This window comes from bacterium, assembly GCA_037147175.1.
Taxonomy (GTDB): Bacteria; Cyanobacteriota; Vampirovibrionia; order Gastranaerophilales; family UBA9971; genus UBA9971.
Genome location: JBAWVS010000013.1, coordinates 26,817 through 52,905, shown reverse-complemented (window position 1 = coordinate 52,905; position 26,089 = coordinate 26,817). Strand labels below are relative to the sequence as shown.

Here is a 26,089-nt window from a genome sequence, read left to right as displayed (position 1 = left end):
AAGACGTGAAAAAAGAAAATTTGTTCTAAACTTTTAACTTAACTGAACACTAGAATATTTAAATTTAGGCAATTTATTTTCTTTACGATTTTTATAAAAAAGAAATAAAAGGAAATTTAAGAGCAAAAATTATGAATATTTGTAGTTTGATTAAATATAAATATAATGGTCTTTTTGAAAAAAAAATTCCGATAAATACCTATGGAAAAGTGTCAAAGCCTTTTATAAATGAAATGGAATCCACTATATCTGACTATCCCCGGATAATCCTTTCAAAATTACAAAAAGGTCGTCTTCTTGATGGTATAAGGCTTGCACCGAAAGTCTCGGACGCTTTCCCCGATTGTCCTGAAATACAAAAGTTTTACAGAGAAAATTTTTTACCCGGAACTAAAGGGACATTTGATGAATTATGTTATGGGATTTCTAATATTCTTGAAGGCGGACGGAAATTTATAGGTTTTTTTGAATCACCTTCTAATGGTGATAAAGCAAATAAAGGAGCCGTAGGGCATGAATTGGGGCATAAAATTAATGAGTGGTTGAAAAAGGCTATAGGTATGGAGATTTCTCAGACAGAAAGCTTTAAAGAGGTTGTAAGAAATGACTTGATAAACCTCCCTGATAGAATAAAGGAAAACCCCGATCTTCATCAAAAGTGGGGGAAGTTCAGTATAGACTATACTATTCAAGGTAGCAGTCAGTATAATCTTAAACCGTACGGCTTAAAAGAAATCTTTGCCGAATGCTGCGCTGCAAATACTACAGGAACTGCATCGGAAATAAGAATAAAATCAAAAGTCATGAAAGTATTTTTCCCTGAATCTTATAAATATGTAAAAAAATTCCTATATTTAATGGGAATGAGATAATAAAAAATTTATTTAATAAAAGAAAGGAAAGTTAAGAGAAAAAATTATGAATCTTTGCAGTTTGAATAATTATAGTAATAGTAAAGGAAATCTTTCTTTCGGGAAAAAAATCCCGATAAATGCTTATGGAAATGTATCCATTCCTTTTGTAAAAGAAATACAATCTTCTATAGCTGAATATCCCCAAACAATACTTTCAAAAATACTAAAAGATGGACTTATTGATGATATAAGAATTGCAACTAAAGCATCTAATGCATTTCCTGAGTTTCCTTATCTGCAAAAGCAGTTAAAAGATGAGACTGTTCACGGAGTTCTTCCTCCTATGACTTGGGATGATTTTCTGGCAGGAGTTGCAGTATCACATGAATGTTCAGGCAAACTTTTTAAAAATTTAGGTTTTTTTGAATCACCTTCTTCTGTTTGTACTAAAGCAAATAAAGGGACTGTTGGACATGAATTAAGTCATAAGGTTGATGAATGGTTAAAAAATCTTACAGGTGTTAATATTTCGCAGACAGATAGTTTTAAAAATGCTGCCAGAAAGGATATAGAGCAACTTCCTGAAAGACTAAAGTTAAATCCTTATTTACATCAAAAGTGGGGAGAAGAAAGTATAAATTATCTTACACAAGGCGGTACTTTCGATAATCTTAATGAGTATGGCTTAGGAGAAATTTTTGCCGAATGCGGCGCTGCAAATACTACAGGAACTGCATCGGAAATAAGCATAAAAGCAAAATTCATGAAAAATTTTTTCCCAGAGTCTTATCAATACGTTCAGAAATTTTTGTATTTGATGGGAATGAGAAAATAAAAAATTTATTTTTTTGAAACAAATTCGATAGTATTTCTGTTATAAAAATCATGAGAAATTTTAGCCATATTATGCACTTTCTATGGATGAAAAGGGTTTGGGGATTTGTTATTTTCAATTATATCAATGTCGCAAAATTAAAGAATACAGCTTGAGGAGAAAATTATGCAATTTTATGTAAAGGACATAATGTCCACAGAGCTAATAACAATAAAGGAAAACACCCAAATAAGAGACGTAATTAAAATATTTGTAAATAATGACATCTCGGGATTACCTGTGCTTGATCAGGACGGTTACCTTGTCGGGGTTGTAAGCTTAACAGATGTGCTTAAAAAAGAAAGTTCACATACTTTTTACCATACAACAATGAACAAAAACTATGAACTTGAACTGCTGGAAGATGCAAAGTTCTTTGATATGCCTGTTTCTTCCATTATGTCAGAAGATTTATACACTGTAGAAACGGATGCTACTATTGAGAAAATGTCAAAAATTATGTATGAAAAGAAAATACATCGTTTGCTCGTAACTGATTATAATAAACTTATCGGAATTGTAACAACTTTTGATCTTTTAAAACTTCTGGCTACAAGTGATGAATCTGTAGTTGTATAAAAAGTAATCTTTCTTAATATTTCATAAAAGCTTGAGTTCAATTTTTAATTGCAACACTACCCGTTTGGATATATTAAAATTCTCTAAAAGGGTAATAAAAAAATTTTGTTAATAACAGATAATCATGCACGTCCGATAGTTTTAGAGAAGAATAATAAGAAGAGGAAAAATGAAAAAAATATCTTATGTTGTTACTTTAGCCGCTGCATTGATTTTTGCAGGAAGCCAAATTGCAATTAGCCAAACAAATCAACCATGTCCGGTAAACAAACCTTGTCCATGCCAAAAAGTAAACAAACCATGCCCGCAAAAAACAACAAATACTCCTTGTCCTTGCCAGAAAAAGGCAGATAAAAAAGTCCATAAAACCGAATGTAAACACAAAGTTTAAGCAACGGCTCTTAATCTCTTAGGTAACTAATAAAAAGATTTCTGTTATTCTTCACAACAGAAGTCTTTTTGTTTTAATATTCCTGAATCTTTGGTAGAATTTACATTATGAATAAGATAAAAAAGCCGACAACATTAAATGAAATCAAAGAACTGATAAAGAAAAATCCTTCTGATACAAAAATTAGGGAAAATTACGCAACAATTTTGCTTGATGAAGGATTTCTCGATGAGTCTCTTGAACAGTATTCTCAGCTTTTCAGGATTTTCCCAAACAATCCTGATTATTGTTTTAACATAGGCATAATTTATGAAAAACAAAACCAAATTGACCATGCCATAAATTATTACGAAAAAGCAGTAAAATTATGCCCCCAAGATCCTGACTTTAGATATAGTTTGGCCTTTATGCTCGACAAAAAAGGTGAAGTGGACAGGGCTATAGAAGAATATAAAAAAACATTAACCCTTGATTATGAAGATTCCAACGCTCATTTTAACGTTGGCTGCCTTTATTTAAAGAAAAAAAATACAGAATTGGCAAAAAAACACTTTGAAGCCGCTGTAAAACTCAATCCTGATGATGTTTATGCCAGATTTAATCTTGCTTTTGAATATAAAAAAGAAGGCAAAATACAAAAGGCTCTTGAACAATACTATAAAATAACAGAATTAAGCCCTGATTACAGCTGGGCTTACTATAATATAGGCTGTATTTTATTTGAGCAGGGACAGATTGACAAAGCGGAAACATTCTTTAAAAAGACAACCGAACTAAATCCCAAAGACTTTGAAGCTTTCAAAGTCCTTTCAAATATAGCTATGGCAAAAAACAACCACGAAAATGCAATTAATTATCTTGAATCAGCTTTAATACAAAATCCTGAAAATGGCGATATTCATTATTACATAGCAGAAATTTATAAAAAAATTAACGAACCTGAAGATACTTTATTCCATTTAACCAAAGCCCTTCAAAATAAAGAAACTTTATCAATAGCGAAAGAAATTATTATTAGAGAACTTGAGGAACTTAAAAAGCAAATTTAATTATTATTAGTAAAACATAGGAGATAAAATGTCTTATAAATCAGGTTTTGTAGCAATAATAGGCAGACCGAATGTCGGAAAATCAACATTATTAAATCAAATTTTAGGTCAGAAAATCGCCATAACAAGCTCAAAACCCCAAACAACGAGAAGACGCATAAAGGGCTTTCATACTTCTGAAAAAGGGCAAATAATCTTCGTAGACACTCCCGGAGTTCACAAACCGCTCTACAAGCTTGGCGAATTTCTTCTGGACGAAGCAAAGCTTGCTATTCCTGATGCAGATTTGATTTTATTTATGGTTGACGGAACAGAAGTCGCAGGTCTTGGCGATAGATGGATTGTAGAAAACCTTCTGAAAACCGAAATACCTATCATAATGCTTATAAACAAAGTCGATCAGGTTAAAAACATGGAAACCAGAGATAATATAGTAAAAAGTTACAAAGATTTATTCGGGGAAAAATCTGTTCCTGTAATAAAAATTTCCGCAAAAACAGGCAGAAATGTTGATGACCTGATTAAAAACATCTACAGAAAGCTTCCTAAAGGTCCTCAATACTATGAAGAAGACCAAATAACAGACCAAAACCTCAAATCCATAGTTGCAGAAACCATAAGAGAAAAGGTCATACGCAGAACAAAAGAAGAAGTTCCTCACAGTATTGCTGTTATTATCGATAATTTTGAAGAAAAAGAAAATATAACAAATATTTCAGCAACAATTTTTGTTGAACATGAATCACAAAAAGGTATAATAATAGGCGACAAGGCCTCTATGCTCAAAGGAATAGGTACGGATGCACGAATAGATATAGAAAAATCTCTGGAACAAAAGGTTTTCCTTGATTTATTCGTCAAATTGAAAAAAAATTGGAGAAAAAATCCTTCTGCGCTTAAGCAGTTCGGATATACTTCAAAATAAATATTAAGAGACCTTTCTACTTGCTATTTTTTAAATTATCATATTTAATATAAAATCTAAATACGAATTTTAGGCATCCCGAAATTTTTTCTATTAGCCAAAAAAATGGAGCAGCACTGATGAAAATAGCAAATAATGTTACTGAATTGATTGGAAACACCCCTCTTGTTTATATAAACAGATTGACTGAAAGTTGCAGCGCAAAAGTAGCAGCCAAGTTAGAGTGTTTTAATCCGGCATGCTCCGTTAAAGACAGAATAGCTCTAAATATGATAGAGCAAGCCGAAAAAGAAGGCAAAATTACACCAGGAAAGACTACACTTATTGAACCTACAAGCGGAAATACCGGAATAGGACTTGCATTTGTCAGTGCAGTAAAAGGATATAAATTAATTTTGACCATGCCGGAAACTATGAGCATAGAAAGAAGAATGCTCATAAAAGCTTATGGTGCAGAAGTTGTACTTACACAGGGAAGTCTTGGAATGAAAGGTGCTATAGCAAAAGCCGAAGAACTTTCTCAATCACTTCCTGATGCGTATATTCTCCAGCAATTTGCCAACCCTGCAAACCCTGATATTCACAGAAAAACCACCGCAGAAGAAATATGGCTGGATACTGACGGACAAATAGATATTCTTGTATCAGGAGTCGGAACAGGCGGAACCATTACAGGGGTTTCGGAAGTTTTAAAACAGAGAAAGCCTGAACTTAAAGTGATTGCAGTAGAACCATCAAACAGTCCTGTTCTTTCGGGAGGAACTCCCTCTCCTCATAAAATTCAGGGAATAGGCGCGGGATTTGTGCCGGAAGTTTTAAACACAGGAATTATAGACGAGATTGTACAGGTAAAAGACGAAGATGCGCTTGAAACAGCAAGAAATCTTGCCCAAAAAGAAGGGCTGCTTTCGGGAATTTCATGTGGCGCGGCAATGTGGGCAGCGCTTGAAGTTGCAAAAAGAGAAGAAAACGCAGGCAAGCTTGTTGTAGTTATTTTACCAGATTTTGGCGAAAGATATTTGAGTACCGCTCTTTTCCAGCATCTTGCCGAAGTAAAGGCCTAGTAACAAATCATCTGCTCGACAATCTATAATAGTTTAATGTCTTTTAAAGGCTAAATGGATTGCCACGTCAGCTCTTTGAGCTGCCTCGCAAGGACGGGTTGAGTTAATCTGTCTATACTTTAATTTTGGTCAACTTTTATGCCTACCCGAAAAAGTTGGCTAATACTAAATTGCGGTTTATCAAGTAATAACACACAGCTGTCATTCTGAGGCTGAGCCGAAGAATCTGTTTAATTAACTTAAATTGCTAAAATCGTCATTGCGAGCAAAGCGAAGCAATCTATAAAAAATAAAACAGATTGATTAAGTTATTTAGCAATTCGACTTGATTATTTATTTCTATCTGAAATATTTTGAAATTTCTTCAAGATATTTTTCTAATACCTGATAGCCTGTATAATTTTTATTTGTATCTACATATCTTGTAGCGATAAGGTGCTTAAGTTCTTTCGCCCTTATTTGAATAATTTGGTCTGCTGCATACTGAAGTTCTCTATTTCTGGAATAACTCCATCTTTTGAGGAAAACAAGTTCATCTTCAATTTGCTTTGTTGTGCTTAATCCAAGCAGATTAAAGTCATATTTGGAAAGAATAGCTTTTTCTTCATCGTTGATTTTTGACTGAACAACAGGATGTCCAAAAACTTTTTTTATTATCATGAAGTTATCAGCAACTCTTCTATGAGATTCAGGAACACCTTTTCTTATAAAACAATTGTTTCTCATCATAAAATTAGGTTTCATTGTTTCTATTGTTAAGCTTTGTATACCTGAATTGGAACCATGAGGGCTTGTCATATATGTTTTTTTAACACTCTGCTCTAAAATCTGCTCTATAGGCTTTATTGATTCTTCTTTTATGATTTCTACTGCCATATTTATCCCCAAGTTATCTAATTAATTATATTGTTTGTCCAATTTAGTCAACAAATCTAAATAATATACTTCTCTATATTAAAACACAGGAAGTTATAAAATTAATTTATTTTGTAAATTTTATAAAAAATGTTTACAATTAGTATAATAAAGATTTGAATTTTTTATCTCAGGAGAAAAATTTTGTATAAATACTCAAAACGTTTTGTTCCATATCTTTTTTTGGCACCGGCAGCCATTATATTGATATTGTTCTTTTTTATTCCTTTCCTTGAAAGCTTTGCACTGAGTTTTCAAAGCTACAGAAATGACATCTACAATCCTCAATGGGTGGGTTTGGAAAATTATATAAAGCTTTTTCATTCCCCGATATTCTGGAAAACTCTGACAAATACATTTATCTATCTTATAGGCGTTGTTCCTTTGCTTGTTGTTTTGTCTCTTATAATTGCAATTCTTGTAAATCAAAAACTGAGAGGAATAAAATTATTCAGAGTAGTTATTTATATCCCCGTAATAGTGTCTATAGTCGTTGCAGGAATAGCATGGAAGTGGATTTATGCAGATAACGGGATTCTCAATTATTTGATGAGCCTGTTTAATCTTTCCAAAATAGGCTGGCTGACTGATCCGAGATTTGCCCTGTATTCGGTAATGGCTGTAACTGTGTGGAAAGGGCTTGGATATTATATGGTAATTTATCTTGCTGCATTGACGGGCGTACCGAAGGACCTTTATGAAGCTTCTGATATAGACGGTGCAAACATCTTACAGAAACACTTGGCGGTTACTGTTCCTCATTTAATGCCTACAATTACACTTGTAAGCGTTATAAGCTCAATTTCTGCAATGAAAGCTTTTGTGGAAATCTATGTAATGACGCAGGGCGGGCCCTTAAACGCAAGCAAAACAATAGTTTATTATATTTATCAAAGAGCTTTTGAAAACCTTGATATGGGCTATGCATCGGCAGCAGGCATGGTTCTTCTTGTTATCGTAATGGTGATGTCAATTATTAATGTTAAGTTTTTTGAGAAAAACAATATTCCCGCAGCTTAAAAGCTTGATTGAAGTTTTATATCGCCTTTTGTTTTATCTGCGTTTTTGTAAAGTTCTATTTTTCTTAAATTTTTATAGCAGGATCTCAGCTCTTTTTCTGTGTCTAAAGCTTGACAGTATTTTAAGGAAGCTTCAAAATTAGCTTTCCTGTCTGCCCATTTATTGTTTTTTTCTCTTAACTGCACGTTTTCTTTCATCAATAACCCTATAGGCAAGCCAACAAAAGAAATAATAAAAATTTTACTGAATGCTTTTTCTACAGCTGTTAAACCTTCACTATTCGGTATGGCGTTTACATATTTAGGAGGCGCAAATTCGCTAAATTCAGGGGCTTTAATTTTAGAATTTAATAAGGACTGTTCGATATTTCCCTGCAAGTTCTGCGAAAAAACAGGCATTGTCAAAAAACTTAAAACGAGAAATAAACTTATAAAGCTGCGCATATTGGTGCTTACCTACATTAATATTTCACATTTTATTATAATTCAGTCTTTTTTTGCTGTAAATTGTTTGTATAATTTTTAATTACCGTATTATATAAGCTGAAAAAATACAAAAAGAGTTTATAGGCTGTAAAAATCTGAAAGAAAATGTTAAAATAAATTAAAAATAATGGATAAAAACCTTGAACTTGAAAAAAATATTTTCTTATATAACACTGCTAATCCTTGCAATAATCTCTATAGGTCCTTTCCTATGGCTTTTATCTACAGCATTAAAATCACAAAACGAAAATATTTTTGCTTATCCGCCTGTATTAATTCCTCAACACTTCACGCTGGAAAACTTTACAGGAGTATGGAAGCAAATTCCTTTTATGGGATATATAATAAACAGCTTTATCGTTTCAGGAATTACCGTATTTCTTAATCTTTTGCTTTCTGCTCTTGCCGCATACCCTCTTGCAAGGATGCGTTTCAAAGGCAAAAACATGATTTTTTATGCTGTACTTGCAACCATTATGGTTCCTTTTCAGGTAATTATGATTCCTATTTATTTAATGGTATTAAAACTTAACCTTGTTGATTCTGCTTCTGATTTTGCAGGCTTTGCAGGGCTGATTTTGCCTTTTTCAGTTAATGCTTTCGGGATTTTTCTTATGCGTCAAGCTTTCCTTGGAATCCCCAAAGAACTTGAAGAAGCTGCAATAATTGACGGATGCAACACTTATGACATCTGGCTAAAAATATTTATGCCTCTGGTAAAACCGGCGCTTGCAACACTTGCTATATTTACTTTTGTCGGAGCATGGAGCGAATTTCTCTGGCCCAGTATCGTTTTGACAAGACAGGAAATGTATACGCTTCCTGTTGGAATAAATCACCTCCAAGGCGTATTCAGCTCAAATTGGCGCTATATTTCCGCAGGCGCGATAATAGCAACTATTCCTATTCTTGTATTTTTCTTGATGCTTCAAAGATATTTTATAGAAGGAACTACACAGGGCGCTGTTAAAGAGTAATTTGAAATTCTAAAAGTTATCGACAATCTTTGACACAGGTTTTGCCACAATATTCCATAATTCTGAAAACCCGATAAGGAAAAGTGCATTACTTCCTGCTGATTTTAACAAAGCAGAGCCACGCTGTCTTGAAAGGAGTCCCATTCCCAATCCAAATATTACACCGACAGCTCCTTCCGTTAAAATTCTTTTAGTTACATCCCGACCTGACCGCTCATAGGAGTCTGCTGCCTTTCCAAAAGCAAGCTTTTGCTCTTTTGGTTTATGGTTATCCTGAAAATCAAAACGTACCTGTTTTAATGACAGGGCTGGCTTAATCGAATCTATAGTCATATTTTTTCCTTTGTTAGTCCTTCTAAATAATTAAACCCGATAAGAATTAATTATTGCTATAATTAGCTGAGTGTATTAAGAATTGTAAAAATTAAAACAGTAAAAGTATTTTAGTATCATGTTTTTTTATGTTTGTATTTTATACAGATAGGTGGATAAAAAGTTTTTATTGAAAATTTTAATGTAGCAGGTTTTGGGTAGATATTTAAGAGAGTGTCTCTAAAATGAATTTAATTACAAATAAATTTAATAAAGAATTAAATAACAGCTATTTTAATTTAATATCTTTTGCTGCGTCTAACAATGACAATTCTGATCCAATTTTAAAGCAAAAAAAAAGAAGAAATGAAACAGAAGTTATTAAGGTAACTCCTAAAATATATAAAAGATTACTCCAAATTTCCGAAGACAGAGCCAGTTCAGTCAGTGCGATTTTAGAACAATTATTGCCTAAAGCTGCTGTGTCAGGAGTAATACCGCAGTCCAGTATTACAAGAAAAGTCGGTAAAACAAAAATCAAAACACTTATTGACGGCGGACAAATCTTTGATGAAGCTCTTAAATATGTAAGATCTGCAGAAAAATCTATTCAGGTAGAACTATTTGATTTTCAATGCAAAGAAGATCTTAATATTAGCCCGAGTTATTCAAAAGTCCCCGGTTCAAAACAACAGCAAGACCTATACGAAGAACTTATTAACAAAGCGGAAGAAAAAAATCCTGACGGCTCCAAAAAAGTAAACATTCAGGTTATTCTTGATTCAAAAAAATGGTACAAAAAAAGCGGCAATTATTATAAAAATATACAAATGATTAAGCGAATGGTTGAGGCAGGTATTGATGTTGTTCCTTACCCGAGACCAAGACAGGGCGGCTCAATAATTCAGCACGTAAAATTCCTTGCAGTTGACAGCAAAAAAGTGATTCTCGGTGGCATGAACTGGAGTAATCATTCACCTGTTAATCACGATGCTTGTTTGGGTATTGAAACAAACGAAGATAAAAACCCTGAAAAAAATTCAGAAGTAGATAATTTAATTGACACTATTTTTAATAATGACTGGAAATTTTCCTGGAAAATGCTTGGTATATACGGAGCTATGCCTGAAAAAGAACGGCATTCGAATTTAAGTATCCTTACTGAAATTCTTCCTGAAGCTGAAGATTACATGAGGCTTATAGGCGATATTTTTGATACACCAAAGTATAAAGACAGATACGAAAAAGGAGATTTAAACCTCCCCGTTGTGAAACCTGTAAAGAGTCCTGCCGTTAAGATACTTGTAAATTCTTCAAGAGAATATAAAGAAAATGATATTTATGATAAAGACTTTGATAACGAGGCAATAAGGACTTATTTGCTCGGGAAAAAAGACGAAAAAGGCGTCGAAATAATAAAAGGCAAATTAGATGACCCTCATATAAATTATTTAAGGCTGGAACTCTTTGCTCTCGCTAATAAAGAAGTTGCGGAAAAAATCAAGAAAAGACATAGAGACGGAACCCTGGATGTAAAAATCATTGTTGACCCGAGGCTTATAAGCGAATTACCGGGGGTAAACAATATATATCTGGACTTAATCGAAGGAGATACTCCTGAATCAAGAGTGCCTATCGAACCTTTTAGGGTTAATAAAGAAACAAAACAGTCGCTTCACTCAAAATGGGGAGTTAGCGGGCATAAAGATGAAAAAGGCAAGTTGAGCGACCTTGAACTTATAATCGGTTCGGCAAACTTGTCTGCAGTAGCAATGGAAAGCAATACCGCTAAAGGGAAAAGACCTGATTATAAAGGTTTTAACGCAGAAGTTATTAAAAAAATTAATAATAAATTCAAAGATCCCATAAATAAACTTGAAAACGAGTTGAACAGTAGTTTAAATTATGATGAAGCAGGAAAAGATACCGCATTCTTTTCTAAAGACGGAAGCATTAATTATACTAATTTTCTTGCCCGAAAAAAATTGTTAAACAAAAAAGCAAAAGAATTTAGTAAATCAACAGTAGTAACCGACCGCAAAGTTTATGATAAAATCCGTGTGCTTCAAGGGTATTATGAGCTTGTTGCCGATTTTCTCGGAACTCAACCCAGATATAAACGTGGAAACCATGAATGTGCAGTTGTTGTCTCCCATCAGGATATTGCACGAAACTTTATAAAACAGTTTGAAAGAGACTGGAATTATACAGCAAATGAAGAAAAATTAGGATTTACGGGCAATAAAAATCCGAAAACCCAACAGGAACTTAAAGTATACAAATTTAACAGGTTCGCTTAAGGAAAGAAAAAGAAAATGATTTCAATCATAGACAACAAAACAAATATAGCCCCTACTTCACGATATTCCGGTGTTAAAAATGCAGGAGCATCTTTAAACACAGGGCTTTACAACAGAGTTGCCTTAAAAAATAACAATTTTTATCATGCAATTCCTGTTAGTACTTTTAAAGCTTATACGATTGCATTTTCATCAAATAAAGAAATTTCTCATGAAACAAACACAGCCCCTGTAAAAATAGAAAGCAAACATATAGAAAGTGTTGTGAAATCTGTAAAAGGAAAGAAATTTCAGGGAGCGGCTCTTTATACTCCTGAGGGAGAAACGGATCCGACATTGCGTTTGCAATGGTCAAAGATTAAATGGCGAAATTTGAAAGAAGAGCCTATTAACTGGGAAAAAGCAAAAAAAGAAGATGTTCTTGCCTTCTGGCATGCTCTTTCTTTGTGCGAAACTCAGGAAACTTCCTGGGTAAATATATATAACCCTAATACAAGCAAAGCACCGCGCGCGGTATTGCGTTCTATTTCCAATCCTGATCCGCAAAAAGAACATCGTATTTTACTCAGTCAACTTGAATCAAAATTAAACGATAAAAATTATGCTTATCTTAAAAAACCTTTGATTGACCCTGATACCGGAAAATTTCTTGTTAATTTAACTGTTTTCGATACTGAAACAACAGGAATTGAAGAGAATGACAGAATAATTCAGCTTGGCGCAATAAAATATGATGAAACCAAAAAAACACAGACAAAATCAGATATATATAAAAAATTCTTTGATCCCGGAAAAACTGAAATTTCCGAAGGGGCTTCTGAGGCTCATGGACTTACCAAAGAAATATTATTAAACGAACATAATGCCAGACCCATAGGAGAAAGCTTAAAAGAGTTTAATGGTTCTTTTACAAAAAACAGGCTGTTAGTTGCTTATAACGCAAAATTTGACATTGACAAAATTAATCATGAAATTGATTTGTATAATCGTTCCTATAAATCAAAAGGTATTATAGATAAAAAAGAACGGTGTGTCGCTCTTGATCCGTATTTATCATTGCAAAGAATCCATCCTTATGTAGGAGCAAGGAAAAAACTTGGACTGCAATACAGATTTTTATTCTGCAAAGGCATTGAAGGGCATGCTCATGATGCGCTTGATGATGTTAAAGCTACAGCAGACATTTTAAAGTATACAGCTCTCTACCTGAATAAGCACTTTACTCCGACAAAAAAACATCCCGCGCTCACTGTAGCTGATGTTTTGAAATTTCAGTTCGGAGGAGAAGTTAAAGATCTGAATATAAAACTTAATAATTTTAAACTTGATAAAAGTAAAGATTTTAAACTTTCTTATCAAAAAAATGCCATTCTTTCAGATGCATTCCCTGATGGTTATTTAGTAAATGAAGAAAATTTAAGAAATTTGAAAGAAAAGTATTCAGCTGAACTTGGACCCGAGAATATAAATACCCTAACTAAGCTTTGCAAAAACGAGGCTATGCAAGAGAGGGTATTGAGGGCTAAGAGACGGGCTGAAAAACCGGAGCCTTCTAAAACTCCTAATGGTTATGCAGGTTCAACGCTGGCTAGGAAAGTATTTAAAAATAGTACCGAATATAAAATCAAGCCTTATAACGGAAATACCGCTAAAAAATTAATTGGTTTGATTATAGAAAATATCCCGAATAAAAGAGATGACTTTTCAAAAACAATGTATATAAAAAATGTTAATCCTTGGGATGTTGGAATGAATGAAGCGGGTAATATTGTTAAAAATGACCTGCCGGATATGGAAGTTGCCAGAGAGGTAATGCTGGATAAAACACCTGTGCAAATAAAAGCTCTGGTTAAAGAAGGCAAGCTTCCCGATCTTTCCAATCAGCAGAATCCTGAATATTACGCTAAATTTAATTCTTAAAAACTTGTTTTAGGTAATTACGGTTAATCAGGTTTATAGGCCTGGTTCTCAAATGGACATAATAAAAAACCGACTCATGTAAGCCGGTTTTTTTATTATTTTTTTATAAAAATTTTCTACGCAGGAACATCGCCTTTATTAACGTGTCCTACAATTCTTGATTTTTTTCTTGCAGCTGTGTTTTTATGAAGAACACCTTTTGAAACTGCTTTATCGATTAAGCTATACGCTTTATTTACAGCTTCTTGAATCTGTTCTGCGGTTTCGTTTGCTTTTATAGCTTCATAAACTTTCTTAACAACTGTTTTAACGGAAGATTTAATTGCAATGTTGCGCAATTTATTTCTTTCGGTCACGTCTACTCTTTTTTTAGCTGATTTAATATTTGGCAATTTGAATTCTCCTGTTATTTTTTTTAAATTTTGTTTAGATTATTTTTTACTGAGACATCTGAATTATATTACATCAAGGTCAAGTGTAAATAGTCAGTTTTATATAAAGATAAAGGCAGCATTTGCTGCCTTTGTTATGATGAGTTAGTTCAAAAGAGTTTATTAACCCGCTGGAATTATCACAAGTGCGTTTGTAACTCTATTTCCGCCGCTTGTGGTAGGTCTGTTTACTACTTTGCCTTTATAAACCATTTGGGTTGAAGATCCGCCGTCAAAGTTCATTGCGTTGAAGGCTCCAAGCTCGCTCATTAACTTTGCAAGTTCCGGTAGGGTTGCTCCGCTGGTTCCTTCTTGTCTGCCATCAACTGTTACAAGGAGAAGGCTTCCGCTTTTTGTATATCCTACTGCTGTTCTTGGTGCTTTCATCCAGAGAAAACTTTTGCTGAAGCGTTGTCTGTCTATGAAGACTTTGCCTTCTTTTATTAGATAAGGTCCGCCGCCTACGGCATATTTTACATTGTTCCAGTCTTCAGGATTTACTTTTACAGAGTAATTAATGCTGTCTTGTTGTTGTATTGTTTTTGGGGTTTTACTTCTTGGTCCGACTACTACGTAACCGCCTTGAGGGATTAAAACGCTGCTTTGTTTTATATATTGAACTTTTCCGTCAAGAACAACTATATGACAGAAGTATTGTGATGTGCGAGGGGTTTTTGCTCCCCATCTGTCCGTATATACCGTAAAACCTGTTTGGCTTAATGACGGTTGGTTTATGTTAAATAATGGAAGATTAATATTGTTTCCTATTTTAATTTCTCCAGTTACGCCGATTTTTTCCATTTTGAATTTATTATCTTCTGTGATTCCGAATACAACTCTTTGATAAAGAGGACCTGTTAAAATTTCCCCATTAACAATAGAAGCCCCTAATGGGACTCCTGTATCCGGTTTAAAATATGATGCATTAATTCCTGCGATTGCATTTTCTATAGTAACTAAATCTTTTACTCTCCTTACTGAATTAAGTTTATAAGAGCCATAAGACGGCTTAATGATTAGTTTTTCTGCATCAGGGTTCACGATTATTATGTTTACCATAGCAGGCCTCCCGTTAAGCCAGCGTTTCACCCGTTTATGGGTTACGCCTTTGCCGCGAACCAGATTAGTAGAAAATTCGGGGTTATTGTAGCAAAGCTTTATGTTATTTGAGCTACAATCAGACCTTGTTGCGAAATTACTGGTTTTAATACCGGCTAATTCCTGAGTAAGTGCTTCTTGTGAAATAAAGGCAATAAGTGTTGCTAAAACTAAAACTCTTAATAATCCTTTTTTTGAAACAACTCTGACTCTCATATCTCTGCCCAACGTCTTCTCACTTTTTGTAACTCATTTTGCTTGCTACAAGTGTAACGATTGTTTTATTATTAATATATCATATTTCGCATTATTTTTAAAGTGGGTGATTTGAATTTTTCGCTTATTTTAAAGGAAAATTTTGGGTTTTAATCGCTGTATTTACACTTATTATTGCAAATAAAGAAAATGATTTATATTTTTTCTTTATCAGCAAGCGTTTTGAGTGTTTTGGATAAGTGTATGTTTTACAAATAATAAAAGCTTTTTAGTCTCTTAAAAAATTAATTTTCTGTTAATTTTTATGTGTATGTGTAAAAATTTCTGTATAATCTATGGAATCAAATAAAGTTATACTAAAATGGTTTATTAAAACTAAGAGAGGAAAAAATTATGAGTACAGCAGTTGTAAAAAAATTCGTATGTTCAGTTTGCGGATACGTGCATGAAGGTGATGTTCCTCCTTCAAAATGTCCTCAATGCGGAGTTCCTTCAGAAAAATTCAATGAAGCAAGTACACAGGATTTTGTTTGGGCTGATGAGCATAAAATCGGTGTAGCTAAAGGTTTGGATTCTGAAGTTGTAGACGGATTAAAAGCACACTTCGCCGGCGAATGTACAGAAATAGGAATGTATCTTGCTATGAGCCGTCAGGCAGACAGAGAAGGATACCCTGAGATCGCTGAAGCCTATAAAAGAATTGCTTTTGAAGAAGCAGAGCATGCCGCTAAATTTGGCGAGCTTCTTGGTGAAGTTCTTGATACGAGTACAAAGAAAAATCTTGAAATGAGAGTTTTGGCTGAAAATGGTGCTTGTGCCGACAAGAAAAGAATTGCTACAAGAGCCAAAGAATTAGGCTATGATGCTATTCATGACACTGTTCATGAAATGTGCAAAGATGAAGCAAGACATGGTCAAGCTTTCAAAGGATTATTAGCAAGGTATTTCGGTTAATAATTTGTTTTTATTGCTTAATTTAATAACTAACTCGAATTGCTAGATAGTTGAAATCCACATTAATATTGCTATTGTCATTCTGATGACTTTAGTCAGAAGAATCTGTCCAAAAAAGTATTTAAGCTTAAAACTCAAAAGGGACAGATGTTTCGCTTTGCTCAACATGACAATAAAAATATTAATTGGCAATTGGAGTTAAATAATTGCAATAGTTTGTTAAAAAGATATTTTGTTTGGATTTTTAAGACCTGCTTTTTTGAATTCTTTGAAAAAAGTCGACCCATTATTTAATAAATAATTTAGTACAGACCCGAGGCTATCTTTTTTTAAAGTTGTCAAAGTAGTTTTACCATAGTTAACTGTCAAAGTTTTTCTTTCAAACGGATAAGAATACAAATCATAACGATATGATTGAAAGCCGTTAAGTGCATCGGACTTTCTGAATTGTTCTCCGAATGACTTTAAAAATGCTTTTGGTTCAGTTAATAAAGTTTTAATCGGAGGTAATTTAACATAAAGTTCGTAATTACCAAATTTCTTCTTGATTTCATCGCTGAATTTATCGAGTCTATTTAATAAAACTTCTTTAGCCGCAGGGGTTTTTTCGTCTAAAGTGTAGTCGAATTGCTTAAAAAGCTTATGTTCCTCGGGCAATGCTTGTAAAGCTTTTCTGGCTTCATTCCAATTTACACCAAATGAAACTTTTGATTGTTGCACTTTCATTAGTATTTCCTTCCTTTTTATTTAATTATTTGATTAACTCGAATTGTTAATTAAATTTGCGCATCATTGCGAGGAGAGGCTTTAGACTCGACGCGGCAATCTATTTTGGTTTTTATAGATTGCTTCGCTATGCTCGCAATGACGATTTTAGCAATTCAAATTAATTTAATTTTGTATCTGATGAATATAAAAACCCTGAAAATAAAAGTTAATAGACTGTCACTTTTTTTTTACAAAACTTTATAAAAATATTTTTTCCGGTCACTATAAGGATTTTGCTCTTTCTTGAGGGTTTTTTGTCTTTAAAGTAGGCAATTTTTGCTTTTGAGTTGTTTTTAACTTATTAGGAAGTGTAAATGTGCGAAAAATTAAAAGGAATAAAGACGGTTAGATAAAAAAGTTCAAAAGAAGGAGACAGTAATGTCAGTAGATTTTAATGCAAACGTTCCGCCACAGGGAACTGAAAATAAAAAAAATAGTCATGCGTCTTCTATTGTTGCAGGCGCAGGTGTTGGCGCAGCAGTCGGCGCACTTGTCGCAAAAATGAAACAAACAGAAGGAATAAGCGCTGATGTCTTACTAGATGCGGGTCTTACTAAAGATACTTTGAATCTTAGCAGTAAAATATCAAATTTTGCAGAAAAGTATGATAAGGATTTAACAAGATCTGCGAAAAGAACTATTCGAATTGTGAATGAAAAATTAGTGAAAAGTTTAAAAGAAGCACGAAAACTTGGTGAGTATGCTGATAAGGCTAAGGAGCAGGTAAGAGAAGATGCAATTAAAATGCTTGAAAATGGAACAAAAAATTATGGTAAAAATATTATAACAGGCGCAGTTGTTGGTGCAGCAGCCTTGTTAGTGCTTCAACTTCTTAATAAAGGTAAAAAAGAAGAAGGCATTGAATTAGAGGCAAATAAAGAAGATAAAATACAAGAACATTCTTAATGTTTTAGCCTTTATAACCAAAGTGGATTGCCACGTCAGCTCTTCGAGCTTCCTCGCTATGACATTTTGATTATTTTATTTAGAAATCCGGGTTATTTATATTTCTAAATTCAATTCTGATTGCCAGAGTTTTATTATTGCAACGAACTTGTAAATACCCATTAAAATTGCAAAAATAAAACCATGCCAGCCGTCTTTGTAACCTTTTTTCAAAAGATACCTTTTGAAAAATTCTCCTATTGGTCTGGTAAAAAGTAATTTTGCGGAGAATTTAATGTTTCTTTCGCTGAATTTTTCAAGCTCAAGAGAAGTGTATTTATTCATTCTTGAGATAAAAGCCTCTATAGAGTCGTAATTATAATGAATTAAAGCAAGCTCTGTTCTTTTCGGGTCGATAAAAAATTCCCCTATTGATCCATGCACAGTAGGAGTGCAGTGGACTTTTTCATCAAAAGTTACAACACCATTTTTGAAAAATCTCATAATCGGATTTGGATACCATGACCATAAAACTTTTCCGAGAAGTATGTTTTTTCGGGGAATATAAACAACTTCATAGTTGGTTTTGTAATTTGTCATATATTCTCTTAAATACTCAAGAAGCTCTTTAGGAACGATTTCATCGGAATCAAGCACGAGAATCCAGTCCTGAGTAGCATGCGATAGTGCAAAGTTTCTTGCAGGGTCGGCAAATCCGAGATTTTCATGATAAACAATTTTTGCGCCGTATTTTTGGGCTATTTCGATGGTTCTATCTGTTGAATGCATATCGCAAATAACGATTTCTTCAGCGGATTTAACCGATTCAAGACACTTTTCCAGATATTTTTCAGAATTATATGTATGGATTACAACTGATATAGTCATTTATATTGCCTTTATTTATTTTAAGAACTTACCCCGAATTCAGTCATGTTTTAAAAATTTTACTGTTTCTTCGGACAATTAATAAAAACCATCAGAATGGCTGCGCAAAAAAATATTAACAAATACTGCAATATCATTATAGGATTAAAGTATTATAATTGAAATAAATTGAATTGCTAAGGTAGATTTTAATGGGTCATAAAAAAGAATATTTTGCTATATTTGCCGGTGGGGGTGTTCGAGGGGCTGCATACATCGGGGCAATAAAAGCTCTTGAAGAGCTAGATATAAATTTGACAGGGTATGCAAGTTCTTCTGTAGGAGCAATTATTGCAGCACTTATTGCTGTCGGTTACAACCATGAAGAATTGAAAGAGTTATTGTTCAAGCTCAATTATAGCAAGTTTAAGGACTTGTATTTGCCGTCCGGAAAAGATTTCGGGTTTTTTAAAGGGGATGGTTTATATTATTGGATTAAAAAAAATATAGAAAAAAAGTTTTATGAAAACGAAAATAAAGATAAAAGTTTTAAAAAGAAACCGGTAACCTTTAATGATATAAACAAAGATTTAATTATAATTGCAACAGACATCAGCAATGGAAGTTTTAAGGAATTTAGCAGGATAAAAACTCCTGACATTGAGGTGGCTCATGCTGTTAGAGCGTCTGCAAGCATACCGGGATTTTTTAAACCGGTGTGGGAAAATGGTAAATGCCTTGTTGACGGGGATTTAATAAATAATTTTCCTGTATGGAAAAACTCAAGCGATATTCTGGCAAATACTAATTCTAAAATATTGGAATTCAGGCTTGAAGGGGTAGAAAAACAAAAAGAAATTTCCTGTTTTCTTGATTATTTCAGTGCAATACTTGAAACAAGCTATAATATTTCAACAGAAATGCTGGATGAAAAATACGGAAAAAACGACCAGTATGACATAATAAGAATCGATGCAGGCAAAACCAAGATTATTGATTTTAACATTTCTGATGAACAGAAAGAAGCTCTTGTTATTAGCGGGTTTGAGTCTGTAAAAAAATATTTTAATTATGATCTCGTCAAGAAAAAAAGAAATATTAATGAGCTTTATGAAAAAATATTGGATAAACTCAGGGAATTAGGTGAAGTCATTTCCTGGAACAGATCAAAAGACTGTTTAATAATTATCGGAGGATTAAGTATTTATTTTGCTGAAAACAAAGATTATATCCACAAAGAAATTTATAATCAGTTTATGGAATTACAAAATGTCCTTTTAGAAAATACCCATATTGTTAAATTTATAAAATTTAATATTTTGCGTAACAGTAAACATTTAACTGTAAAAATCAATAAATTGATTAGTGATTTACAGGATTTTACGACTTTTTGAAAATATACTCTGTAACGAAATATTAATCTCCTGTTAACATGTTCTAAAGTTTTTAATCAAGAATTCCGATATCTTTTATGTAAGGTTAAATTTAAAATTCAATCGTTACATAAACCATTTTCGGCTCTTATAATATCGGAGAGCTTTTTTAAAAAAAACCAGTTGTTAAATTCATATATAAGGAGAAGAATAATGAGTGAAATTAAAATTCAAAGTATCAGTATCGTTAATCCTCAAAAACCTGTTAAACTTCAAAAAACTGAAGAAGTAACACCTGAATTACAAAAACAGACTCCTGTAGTAAATCAAAAATCTGCTGATGAAGTTTTGAATTATCTCTCTAATTCTTCCACTATTACTGCTAACAAAGGCAGTCAGGCTAAAAGTAAAAAAATAGAAGTTTCTAAATATGTTAGTGCCGAGCAGGCAGCAAGAATTTCTGAATCTGTAAACAAATTTTTTGCGGGAATGGAAAAACATGTTGGACAGGCAATGAAAGAGCTTAATTTGACTCAAGCACAAGCTCAAAATTTAACTGCTATACAGTTTAATCAACAATTAGATGATGAAGATTTTGCTATAATAGCATCAGGCGAAAAATTTATTTCAACATAGTCAAGAATAAAAAAAAGAGCCGGGATCTTTAAGATTCCGGCTCTTTTTTTATTTTAAATCTGGTCGTTCTCTAATAAATGTTGTCTGATATTGTTTAAAGCCGCCTGAATAATCCTCGTAATCCTTGAGGATGAAAGACCAACTTGTGTTGCAATATCTTTTATCTGCAAGTTTCTGTAAAAACGGTATTCTACAATAGTTCTTTCTTTTGGAGGAAGACTTGCAATAGCTTTCTTTATGGCTTTGCTTAATTCAATAAGCTCAAGCCTTTCGTCAGGAAGGGCAGAACCGTCTTTAATAAAGTCAAAAGGACTGTCGTTGTCAGAAGCATCTGATATGCTGTCAATGGAGAGTATTGTCGAATAAATACCTTCTCTTATTTTTTCGGGAGCTAAATCAATTTCTGAGGATTCGGTTTCTTCGCCTTCAGTTTTTCCTGCTTTATAGGAATACCATCTGTAGCGATTCCGAAGTTCATTCCTTATAGCCCATCTTACAGCAGTTCCAATATATGATTTATTGTATTTTTCAAGTTGTTCAGTGGTTTTATTTTTCACAAGAGCCTGTATTGCAATAATACCAATACTAACCAGTTCTTCGTATTCCACCATGTGCGATGGTATACGTCTTTGCTCTATCCGAGCAACTTTTTCTATTATGTCAATGTATTCTTTTACCTGGCTTTGCAAAATAAATCAAACTCTCTTATAAACTTTATTTAAATCATGCTGTTTTTAATATTATTTTCTTTATGTAAATTATATACAAATAATAAAATTTCTGCTACCGCTTTATATAATTCAGGTGGAATTTCTTTGTTAATATCGACAAATCTGTACAAAGCCCTTGCTACAGGCGGGTTTTCTATGACAGGAATATTATGTTCTTTGGCTATTGTTACAATTTTTTTAGCAAAAAGTTCTGTTCCTTTGGCAATCACTTTGGGCGCTTTCATTGCATCAGTGTTGTATTTTAATGCCACTGCTACATGTATAGGATTTATTGTAACAAAATCGGCTGAGGGTACAGCATCAAGCATGCTTTGTTGGAGCATTTGCATACGCCGCTGTCTTAACGCCGCTTTAACATGAGGATCTCCTTCACTATTTTTATATTCATCTTTCATCTCTTTGAAGGACATTTTTTGGTCTTTTAGGAATTTCCAGCGTGTAAACATGTAGTCGGCCGCTGCGATTATTAAAAATAATGTTCCTGCCTTCATGACGAAATCAATTACTATTCTACCAAATTCATACAAAATTGAGAACGTGTTTTCAATAGCACAAAGCCCGAGTAAGGCAGTAATGTGGCTTTTGAAAACTATATAGGCTACATAGCCTAGTATTAGTACTTTTACAATGTTTTTTACCAGTTCAAAGTAGGTTTTTGGTGAGAAAAATATCCCCTTAAATCCGCTAACAGGGTTCAGCTTGTCAAATTTGGGTTCTATAGTCTTTGTCGAAATAAGAGGACCTACCTGAATAAAATCCCCTATGATTGAAACTAGCATTGCCAAAAGCATAATTGGCACTAATATTATAATCATCGGTAATATTGTTAAAAAAAGTAAATATGAATAGCCGATATCTTCCAGATGTTTATTTGGAATTTGTTGATAAATAAGGACAAACATTTTTGAAATCTGATCCCAGATCATAGGAGAGACGGTATTCAGTATTGTAAACATGGCTAATAAAGATATAGCAGTAGAAAAGTCTTTACTTTTGATTACCTGACCTTCTTCTTTTGCTCTTTTTAGCTTTTGAGGCGTCGCATCAAACTGCTTATCTTCATCCGACATTTTATTTCAATCCTTTTTTTATTCTAATATTATACTTAAAACACCCTCTTATTTCTCTTTTTCATTAACTATTTTAAACTTTTTTATATTTCCGATAAGATATATTTATGAAAATTCTTACTTTTGATACAAGCACGGACGTAATGTATGTCACTCTCGGTAATGATAACAACGTTGAAGCGTATAGGATAAGCGGATTGCGAGCTGAGGCTGAAGAAGTGGCTTTGCCGCTTCGTAACGCCGTTAAAGGCGAGAAATCAAAAAGTTATAATTCTGCGTATCTGCTGCCTGTGATTATAGAACTTCTGCAATCGCTGAACCTTACAATGCAGGATATTGAAGCAATAGGTGTAAATATAGGACCGGGAAGCTTTACAGGAATAAGGGCTTCGGCTACTGTGGCAAAAGTTATGGCGCAACAGCTTGATGTCCCTGTGGTGGGAGTTTCTTCACCTGAAATTTACTCGCTTTTGAATACTACCGATAAAAATACTCTTTGTCTGCTTGATGCAAGAAGGGGCAAAGCTTATATGGCTGTTTACGGACAGGATGAATGTATAATTCTGGAGCCGCATGCTGTTGAATACGAAAAAGCAGCTGAATATGCTCAAAATAATGATGTGTTTATAATTTCCGATAATAAAATGTCAGAAGTCATAAAAGAAGCGGGATTAGAATGTATAAATCTTTCCGAAACCGAAGAAAATATGGGATTTTATCTTGCCAAACTGACCTATAAGCATTTACAGGGGGGTAATTTAGACTCCTTTAAATGGCATAATTTAAAGCCGCTTTATATTCAACCTCCGCCGATTTCCATGCCAAAAGTTAAATAAGTGCTTTAATTAATTCAAAAACTTTGATAAACCTGAATATTGTGAATTATTCAACATTTGCATAAATGCTTCTTTCCAGTATGACCTGTTATAGCACTCAAGGATTCTGCCGCTCTTTATTCTGCTTTCGTTGAACCACGTTATATTTTCAAGAGCATTTTCAGAACCGTTATCGAAGGGAATTTCCAGACCATATTTGGCTTCTTTAAGAGAAGGTGATTTTAAAAATCTTATAACCATTGTTTTTATTATTTCTCTGTCTATATCAAGGTTAATTTTTTGATTTAATTTATGCCACTTAACGCAGAATTCAATTATTCCTTCGTGGATTTTGTTGAGAATATTTATTCTTGTCCATGAATCTTCAAACAATAATGGTTCACAACCTTCATATCCTATAACACCGCCATGGGGTGCGGAAAAAATGGTTTCCAGTAATCCTCCGTAGCCATAAGTAAGGTTTTCTCCGTTAGAAATATACCCTTCTTTCCGACAATCGAGCTGAATGTTTCTTTTGTACACTTCAAAATATTTTCCGTCAAGTTTGATATCTGTAAGCAGTTCCACGCAGTACTGAATCGAACCGTTATAGCCTATGTCGCAAAACACATCATTGTTTTTAATATTTAAACTTTCTATATAGTTCAACAACGCTTGTTTTTTAGGGAGACAGTTGTCATAAATTTCGGTTTCGATTGATAATAAAAGGTTTTGGATTTTTTCATGTATTTCCTGACCGTTAAATTTAAAAGGTTCAATATTATCTTCATCGTTATTAAAGCCGGCTTTTATAATTTTTTGAAATACCTTTTGGCTGTCCAAACCAATGCATCCCAGCAGTTGTTTTATATTATTTACCCTTTGAAATCTCAACGCATTATAAAAATAAAGATTTTTCTCATGATTAATCGGGTAATCTGTGTCAAAGGCTATAAAAGCTGAGGATCTTCTTGCCAGAAAAACGTAATCACAGTCTATTCCTATTATACATTTTGCTATTTTGTAAGGTAAATAGCCGTCCCTGCTGTTGAAAAGTATTCTTCTGCCGTCAGCTTCTTCTATGACCCATTTTACAAAATTATAAAATACGGCACCCCAGTAAAAGCCTATTTTGTTATATTTATCTGCATTAGTACCCTCTTTTTCGGTTAAAAGCTTGGCAAGAAAGGAAGTCGCATAATTTTTATGGTCGTATAATTCAATAATTTTTTTATTTTTCACATCGTCATTTGAAAAAGATTTATCGTAGTTATTTATTGAATAATAAGTGTTTATTCCTTTTTTGCTTGCAGATAAAATGTCAGAGCGGTAATTATCACCGATATGCAGTAATTCTTCGTATTTTATGCCCAAATCTTGAATCACATAATCAAACAATTCGCCTTGAGTCTTGTTAATGTTAAGTTCCCCCGATAAATATATCGGATGATCGCCGTAACCTGCATTTATAAGCATAGTTTTTATTGCAGCTTTATCTAAGTACATATCGCTTATAAAAATGACGTTATAGTTATCTTTAATAGAAGTATAAAAATCGAATATTTCTTTATTTTGCTGAGAGTGTTTTATTTCCAGTGAAATTTCATAGTTTTTTATTTCATTTATTTTGTCGCTAAAAGCAGGTGTTATTGTTGAAAAAATTTTATAAATATCGTCTAGAGAACATTCTCCCGCATTTTTTTCTCTGGCAAAGTTTTCTGCTTGCATTCTCTGTTCTTTGAAATTGTTTTTGTATTTGCTCTCGATGATGTCAAAAATGTCTTTCGGGCGAAAAGTTTCCCGTAAAATAGCTGTATCAAAAATATCAAATGAAATCGCTTTAATATTTTTATAATTTTTTAAATCCAGCATTAAAGAACCTTTGAAATCAATATGCCACAATAATTTTAGTTTAACATAAAAAATGAAAAATTAATATTTCTTAACAAAATGGCAATTTTCATGAACTGCTTGTTTTTATATTAATAAGGAAATATGAAAAAGGGTAAAGAGGATTAATAAAGTTTTTCAGTATTAACAAAACAAAAGTAGCTTTAATTAGCTGGGAAATTGCTGATTAAAAGTGATTTTAAAAACATAGTATATGTAATTTAGTTAAGGGTAGAGAGAGAAAGAAAGAGGAGAGAAATTATGGTGGCAGGAGTTGGCACTTCAGTAGCAGCAAAAAGTAACGTAGTATTTGTCTTTGATCCTAAAGATCCAAAAGCTTTACAAAATGCAAAGGAGGCAATAGGTCTATTATTAAATAATGCGCAAAACAGCTTATCATCTGATACATTTACTAAATCAGGATCGTCAGAAGGCAGCGGACTCCTGAGTACAGCAGCAGATTTAGCTACTAATCTTATACCCGGCGCTGGCATAGCAAAAGCGGCTTTAGATGTTGTTGAAAAAGTACCTGTAGTTGGTGATATTTTTAAGGGAGCTAAAAAGCTTTTAGGCGGTTTGTAATCTGATAATATTAAATAAATATTAAATAAAAAAAGCTATCCAAAATTTAAAAGGGTAGCTTTTTTATATATTTAAATATCTTCTGAAAAAGCTGACAAATCAACAAAA

The 26,089-nt window shown here is 33.2% G+C and carries 27 protein-coding genes; 17 read left to right on the top strand and 10 right to left on the bottom strand.

The features are described from left to right. Nucleotides 1-131 precede the first annotated feature (131 nt). The 7 genes from WCG23_04860 (at nt 132) to cysK (ending at nt 5,736) form a co-directional block, all read left to right on the top strand. A complete protein-coding gene (locus tag WCG23_04860) occupies nt 132-872 on the top strand; it encodes a hypothetical protein (protein ID MEI8389200.1) in 741 nt (246 codons plus the stop codon). A 46-nt stretch (nt 873-918) separates the two neighbouring features. Next, nucleotides 919-1,689 (top strand): hypothetical protein, encoded by a 771-nt coding sequence (locus WCG23_04855; protein MEI8389199.1) that lies wholly within the window; start codon nt 919-921, stop codon nt 1,687-1,689. 165 nt (nt 1,690-1,854) lie between these two features. Further along, complete coding sequence (locus WCG23_04850) at nt 1,855-2,307, top strand: CBS domain-containing protein (GenBank protein MEI8389198.1); 453 nt, start codon at nt 1,855-1,857, stop codon at nt 2,305-2,307. A gap of 169 nt (nt 2,308-2,476) precedes the next feature. Next, nucleotides 2,477-2,698 carry a hypothetical protein gene (locus WCG23_04845; GenBank protein MEI8389197.1) on the top strand — a complete coding sequence of 74 codons (222 nt, stop codon included), beginning with the start codon at nt 2,477-2,479 and terminating at the stop codon, nt 2,696-2,698. A gap of 107 nt (nt 2,699-2,805) precedes the next feature. Next, the gene (locus tag WCG23_04840) at nt 2,806-3,747 is read left to right on the top strand and encodes a tetratricopeptide repeat protein (protein ID MEI8389196.1); all 942 of its coding nucleotides are present in this window, start codon (nt 2,806-2,808) and stop codon (nt 3,745-3,747) included. A gap of 28 nt (nt 3,748-3,775) precedes the next feature. Beyond that, complete coding sequence (gene era, locus WCG23_04835; protein ID MEI8389195.1) at nt 3,776-4,672, top strand: GTPase Era; 897 nt, start codon at nt 3,776-3,778, stop codon at nt 4,670-4,672. 119 nt (nt 4,673-4,791) lie between these two features. Further along, nucleotides 4,792-5,736, top strand: coding sequence for a cysteine synthase A (gene cysK, locus WCG23_04830; protein MEI8389194.1), 945 nt, complete (start codon nt 4,792-4,794; stop codon nt 5,734-5,736). Nucleotides 5,737-6,075: 339 nt separating this feature from the next. Here the strand turns inward: cysK and WCG23_04825 are convergent, their stop codons facing one another. After that, nucleotides 6,076-6,612: a hypothetical protein gene (locus WCG23_04825; GenBank protein MEI8389193.1), complete on the bottom strand. Its 537-nt coding sequence runs from the start codon at nt 6,610-6,612 to the stop codon at nt 6,076-6,078. A gap of 183 nt (nt 6,613-6,795) precedes the next feature. Here WCG23_04825 and WCG23_04820 point away from each other — a divergent pair, with 183 nt between their 5' ends. After that, complete coding sequence (locus WCG23_04820) at nt 6,796-7,671, top strand: sugar ABC transporter permease (GenBank protein MEI8389192.1); 876 nt, start codon at nt 6,796-6,798, stop codon at nt 7,669-7,671. On the opposite strand, the gene WCG23_04815 is transcribed toward WCG23_04820, so the two are convergent. After that, nucleotides 7,668-8,069, bottom strand: coding sequence for a hypothetical protein (locus tag WCG23_04815; GenBank protein MEI8389191.1), 402 nt, complete (start codon nt 8,067-8,069; stop codon nt 7,668-7,670). The two genes, WCG23_04820 and WCG23_04815, sit on opposite strands and share 4 nt — an antisense overlap. 233 nt (nt 8,070-8,302) lie before the next feature. On the opposite strand from WCG23_04815, the gene WCG23_04810 reads away from it, so the two are divergent. Continuing rightward, on the top strand, nt 8,303-9,133 hold the full coding sequence (locus WCG23_04810) for a carbohydrate ABC transporter permease (GenBank protein ID MEI8389190.1): 831 nt from the start codon (nt 8,303-8,305) through the stop codon (nt 9,131-9,133). 9 nt (nt 9,134-9,142) lie between these two features. On the opposite strand, the gene WCG23_04805 is transcribed toward WCG23_04810, so the two are convergent. Next, complete coding sequence (locus WCG23_04805) at nt 9,143-9,466, bottom strand: hypothetical protein (protein ID MEI8389189.1); 324 nt, start codon at nt 9,464-9,466, stop codon at nt 9,143-9,145. A 224-nt stretch (nt 9,467-9,690) separates the two neighbouring features. On the opposite strand from WCG23_04805, the gene WCG23_04800 reads away from it, so the two are divergent. After that, nucleotides 9,691-11,745 (top strand): phospholipase D-like domain-containing protein, encoded by a 2,055-nt coding sequence (locus tag WCG23_04800; GenBank protein ID MEI8389188.1) that lies wholly within the window; start codon nt 9,691-9,693, stop codon nt 11,743-11,745. Nucleotides 11,746-11,760: 15 nt separating this feature from the next. Next, nucleotides 11,761-13,665 (top strand): 3'-5' exonuclease, encoded by a 1,905-nt coding sequence (locus WCG23_04795; protein MEI8389187.1) that lies wholly within the window; start codon nt 11,761-11,763, stop codon nt 13,663-13,665. Nucleotides 13,666-13,781: 116 nt separating this feature from the next. Here the strand turns inward: WCG23_04795 and rpsT are convergent, their stop codons facing one another. Together rpsT and WCG23_04785 are read right to left on the bottom strand one after the other, a co-directional pair. Then, nucleotides 13,782-14,057: a 30S ribosomal protein S20 gene (gene rpsT, locus WCG23_04790; protein ID MEI8389186.1), complete on the bottom strand. Its 276-nt coding sequence runs from the start codon at nt 14,055-14,057 to the stop codon at nt 13,782-13,784. A gap of 162 nt (nt 14,058-14,219) precedes the next feature. After that, the gene (locus WCG23_04785) at nt 14,220-15,410 is read right to left on the bottom strand and encodes a phosphodiester glycosidase family protein (protein ID MEI8389185.1); all 1,191 of its coding nucleotides are present in this window, start codon (nt 15,408-15,410) and stop codon (nt 14,220-14,222) included. Between the two features lie 393 nt (nt 15,411-15,803). Between WCG23_04785 and WCG23_04780 the strand changes: the two genes are divergently transcribed. Continuing rightward, on the top strand, nt 15,804-16,364 hold the full coding sequence (locus WCG23_04780; GenBank protein MEI8389184.1) for an NADH peroxidase: 561 nt from the start codon (nt 15,804-15,806) through the stop codon (nt 16,362-16,364). Nucleotides 16,365-16,583: 219 nt separating this feature from the next. Here WCG23_04780 and WCG23_04775 read toward each other — a convergent pair whose 3' ends face one another. Further along, nucleotides 16,584-17,090 carry a hypothetical protein gene (locus tag WCG23_04775; GenBank protein MEI8389183.1) on the bottom strand — a complete coding sequence of 169 codons (507 nt, stop codon included), beginning with the start codon at nt 17,088-17,090 and terminating at the stop codon, nt 16,584-16,586. 420 nt (nt 17,091-17,510) lie between these two features. Between WCG23_04775 and WCG23_04770 the strand changes: the two genes are divergently transcribed. Next, nucleotides 17,511-18,038 carry a hypothetical protein gene (locus WCG23_04770; protein ID MEI8389182.1) on the top strand — a complete coding sequence of 176 codons (528 nt, stop codon included), beginning with the start codon at nt 17,511-17,513 and terminating at the stop codon, nt 18,036-18,038. Between the two features lie 96 nt (nt 18,039-18,134). Here the strand turns inward: WCG23_04770 and WCG23_04765 are convergent, their stop codons facing one another. After that, nucleotides 18,135-18,905: a glycosyltransferase family 2 protein gene (locus WCG23_04765; GenBank protein ID MEI8389181.1), complete on the bottom strand. Its 771-nt coding sequence runs from the start codon at nt 18,903-18,905 to the stop codon at nt 18,135-18,137. Between the two features lie 191 nt (nt 18,906-19,096). Here WCG23_04765 and WCG23_04760 point away from each other — a divergent pair, with 191 nt between their 5' ends. Further along, entirely contained in the window at nt 19,097-20,278 is a 1,182-nt protein-coding gene (locus WCG23_04760; protein ID MEI8389180.1) for a patatin-like phospholipase family protein, read from the top strand. A gap of 192 nt (nt 20,279-20,470) precedes the next feature. Next, nucleotides 20,471-20,893 carry a hypothetical protein gene (locus WCG23_04755; protein ID MEI8389179.1) on the top strand — a complete coding sequence of 141 codons (423 nt, stop codon included), beginning with the start codon at nt 20,471-20,473 and terminating at the stop codon, nt 20,891-20,893. A 53-nt stretch (nt 20,894-20,946) separates the two neighbouring features. Here the strand turns inward: WCG23_04755 and WCG23_04750 are convergent, their stop codons facing one another. Both WCG23_04750 and flhB read right to left on the bottom strand, forming a co-directional pair. Beyond that, nucleotides 20,947-21,582, bottom strand: a complete 636-nt coding sequence (locus tag WCG23_04750; GenBank protein MEI8389178.1) for a sigma-70 family RNA polymerase sigma factor — start codon at nt 21,580-21,582, stop codon at nt 20,947-20,949. Nucleotides 21,583-21,611: 29 nt separating this feature from the next. Beyond that, the gene (gene flhB, locus WCG23_04745; GenBank protein MEI8389177.1) at nt 21,612-22,694 is read right to left on the bottom strand and encodes a flagellar biosynthesis protein FlhB; all 1,083 of its coding nucleotides are present in this window, start codon (nt 22,692-22,694) and stop codon (nt 21,612-21,614) included. A gap of 107 nt (nt 22,695-22,801) precedes the next feature. Between flhB and tsaB the strand changes: the two genes are divergently transcribed. Further along, nucleotides 22,802-23,530 (top strand): tRNA (adenosine(37)-N6)-threonylcarbamoyltransferase complex dimerization subunit type 1 TsaB, encoded by a 729-nt coding sequence (tsaB, locus tag WCG23_04740; protein MEI8389176.1) that lies wholly within the window; start codon nt 22,802-22,804, stop codon nt 23,528-23,530. Between the two features lie 9 nt (nt 23,531-23,539). Here tsaB and WCG23_04735 read toward each other — a convergent pair whose 3' ends face one another. Next, on the bottom strand, nt 23,540-25,381 hold the full coding sequence (locus tag WCG23_04735; protein ID MEI8389175.1) for a hypothetical protein: 1,842 nt from the start codon (nt 25,379-25,381) through the stop codon (nt 23,540-23,542). A 279-nt stretch (nt 25,382-25,660) separates the two neighbouring features. Between WCG23_04735 and WCG23_04730 the strand changes: the two genes are divergently transcribed. After that, a complete protein-coding gene (locus tag WCG23_04730; GenBank protein MEI8389174.1) occupies nt 25,661-25,981 on the top strand; it encodes a hypothetical protein in 321 nt (106 codons plus the stop codon). The last annotated feature ends 108 nt before the right edge of the window (nt 25,982-26,089 follow it).